Annotated in this window: 3 protein-coding genes and 1 pseudogene; 1 reads left to right on the top strand and 3 read right to left on the bottom strand. The window is 64.1% G+C overall.

Going from position 1 to position 2,828, the window contains the following annotated elements; translation table 11 throughout:
• Window positions 1–216, top strand: a 216-nt coding sequence (locus Q8O80_RS14830) for a hypothetical protein (protein ID WP_305580587.1), incomplete at its 5' end; no start/stop codon positions are given.
• 42 nt (window positions 217–258) lie between these two features.
• Here the strand turns inward: Q8O80_RS14830 and recQ are convergent.
• The 3 genes and pseudogenes from recQ to Q8O80_RS14845 form a co-directional block, all read right to left on the bottom strand.
• Entirely contained in the window at window positions 259–2,061 is a 1,803-nt protein-coding gene (recQ, locus tag Q8O80_RS14835; RefSeq protein WP_305580589.1) for a DNA helicase RecQ, read from the bottom strand.
• A gap of 110 nt (window positions 2,062–2,171) precedes the next feature.
• Complete coding sequence (locus Q8O80_RS14840) at window positions 2,172–2,345, bottom strand: SDR family oxidoreductase (RefSeq protein ID WP_371136215.1); 174 nt, start codon at window positions 2,343–2,345, stop codon at window positions 2,172–2,174.
• A pseudogene (locus tag Q8O80_RS14845) lies at window positions 2,284–2,478 on the bottom strand (plasmid stabilization protein); the annotation flags it as partial. The gene Q8O80_RS14840 and the pseudogene Q8O80_RS14845, both read right to left, overlap by 62 nt.
• Window positions 2,479–2,828 lie beyond the last annotated feature (350 nt).

Genomic DNA, 2,828 nt, shown 5'->3' on the forward strand with positions numbered 1-2,828 from the left:
TGCCTTGCCGGCGAGGTCGGGGATAACGAGGTGGGATGCGGTCATGGTGCTTGGTTTTCCGTTGCTGGTGCCACCCGGTGGCCGATCAAGGCCCGAATGGATTGGACGTCGTTATCTGTGGTGGTGCCACGGCGGAAATCCTGTCCGGCTTCGTGGTGGTGCGCCCGGGTGTTGCCGGTCGATACGGTGATGGCTGAATTGAACCTTAAGCCCTGATTCCGCGCCGCGGCAAGGCCACATGGCGTTCGGTGATCCGGTTCAGACCGCCACCCTCGCCAATACCGCCAGAAATGCCTCGCCATAGCGGTCGAGCTTGGCCTGGCCGACGCCGGGCAGGTTGAGCATGTCATGCGGATGGGCGGGCATGGCCAGCGCCATGGCCTTGAGCGTGGCGTCGTGGAAGATCACATAGGGCGGCACGCCCTGCTGCTTGGCGATACGCAGCCGTTCTTCGCGCAGCGCGTTGAACACGCTCATCGCCGGCTCGGGCAACTGTACCGCATTGGCCAGCTGCCGCCGCACTTCGGTGGCCTTTTTCGGGCGGTCCTTGCGCAGGGTAACGCTGCGTTCGCGCTTGAACACGGCGCGGGCGCCTTCTCCCAGGGTCAGCGCGCCATGGGACGCGTGATCCACCACGATCAGCCCCGAGGCCGTCAACTGCCGGATGACCGACTGCCAGCTGCGCGGGTCAAGGTCGGCGCCCTGGCCAAACACGGCCTGGTTCTGGTGGCCGAAGCGCTCGACCTTCTCGGTGGCCTTGCCCATCAGCACATCGATGACATGGGCCGCACCAAAGCGCATGCCGGTGCGATAGATTGCAGCCAGCGCCTTGATCGCCGCTTCGGTGCCATCCCAGGTTTCAACCGGCGAACGACAGGTATCGCAATTGCCGCAATCGCCGGGATAGGCCTCGCCGAAATGGCTCAATATCGCCTTGCGGCGGCACTCGGCCGTTTCACAAACCCCGAGCAGCGCATTGAGCTTGCCGTGTTCGAGGCGCTTGATCTCGTCGGGGGCATTGCCCTCGTCGATCATGCGGCGGCGCTGCACCACATCGGCCATGCCGTAGCTCATCCAGGCGTCCGCCGGCTGGCCGTCTCGCCCGGCGCGGCCGGTTTCCTGGTAATAGGCCTCGATCGAGGATGGCAGGTCCATATGCGCCACATAGCGCACATCGGGCTTGTCGATGCCCATGCCAAACGCCACCGTGGCGACGATGCAGATATTCTCTTCCTTGAGGAAGGCGTCCTGATTGGCGTTGCGCCGCTCGGCGCTGAGCCCGGCATGATAGGGCAGGGCGGGAATGCCCTTGCCGCAGAGCCAGTCCGCCGTGTCCTCGACCTTGGCGCGGCTCAGGCAATAGACAATGCCCGAGCTGCCCTTGTGTGCGGCCAGAAAGCTCAGCAGCTGGTCGCGCGCCTTGTCGCGCTCGACAATGGAATAGGAAATATTGGGGCGGTCAAAACTGGTGGTGAACACCTCGGCCGTCTCAAGCCCCAGCCGCTCGATGATGTCTTCGCGCGTCGTCGGATCAGCCGTCGCGGTCAGGGCAATGCGCGGCACGCCGGGGAACAGTTCGGTGAGCCTGGTCAGCTCGCGATATTCGGGGCGGAAATCATGGCCCCACTGGCTGACGCAATGGGCTTCATCAATGGCGAACAGGGCAATATCGATACCCGACAGCATATTGGCAAAGCCGGGCGTCGCCACCCGTTCCGGCGCCACATAGAGCAGATCAAGTTCGCCGCGCCGCAATTGCCCGCGTACCTCGGCCGATTCCTCGGCAGTCAGCGAGGAATTGAGCGCGGCAGCGGCCACGCCGGCCTGGCGCAGTGCCTCGACTTGATCGCGCATCAGGGCGATCAGCGGCGAAATGACGATCCCGACGCCGGGCCGGGCCATGGCGGGAATCTGGTAACACATTGATTTGCCGGCGCCGGTGGGGAACAGTACCACCGCATCGCCGCCCTGCACGACGTGATTGATCACATCGGCCTGCAGGCCGCGAAAATGCTGATGCCCGAAAACCTCGCGCAGAATGCCCAGCGGGTCACGCGGCATGATCGCGTCGCCCGCGCCGAACAGATCGATACTCGATTCAAGTGCGCTCACCCCGTCCTTGAATCACGGGACGGGGCGCGCCGCAAGGCGGCTTGGGTTAACGTGACATGCTATCCACCGACGATCTCCCCACCATTGGGGTGGAGCACCTGGCCGGTGATGTAGGAGCTTTCATCGCAGGCGAGGAACAGATGGCAGGTGGCGACCTCATTGGGTTGCCCGGGCTGCCGGGTGACCGGTTTCGGCGCCGCGGCCTGAACCGGATTTCTTGCCGCCGCCATCATCCTTGTTGACCGTCGCCCAGGCGCGGCTTTCGGCCTCGTCCTGGCTCACGCCCTTGTCCTCATAGGCCTCCTCAATATGCTTGGCCTTGCGCTTCTGCTTGTCGGTATAAGCGGATTTGTCGCCCTGCGGCATGGTCGTCTCCTGCAATTGCGGCGAGACCAGAGCGGACGGGGGAAGGGCTCGGCTGCCATTTCGTTGGCCGGGGCGGGAAATCGGAAAAACCATCCCCGTTCCCTCTGCCGCCTTGTCCGATTGACACGCTCTGGTCTCTTGCTACCCGAAATCACCAGAGGCCGTTATTGGTTCCGTCACGATTTTTCTGTGAGTTTGGCCGCGGCTTGAGACTGCTGAGAGTAGCGGCGCGCTCCCTTCCTACTCGATGGCACGGATCGGGGTGGGGCCCGCTACGACAGTGGCCTGCTCAGAAACGGCGAGCCGCGCCGCACGAAGCGCCAGGGTGTCGCCACCGCCTTGGTGATGCC

Origin of the sequence: Devosia sp. (genome assembly GCF_030689745.1) — a bacterium.
In the GTDB taxonomy this organism is placed as follows: Bacteria; Pseudomonadota; Alphaproteobacteria; order Rhizobiales; family Devosiaceae; genus Devosia; species Devosia alba.

Excerpts from the sequence above, each read along its gene's own strand:
- recQ (WP_305580589.1), bottom strand. The coding sequence starts at position 2,061 with ATGCCGCGTGACCCGCTGGGCATTCTGCGCGAGGTTTTCGGGCATCAG.
- Q8O80_RS14840 (WP_371136215.1), bottom strand. The coding sequence starts at position 2,345 with ATGATGGCGGCGGCAAGAAATCCGGTTCAGGCCGCGGCGCCGAAACCG.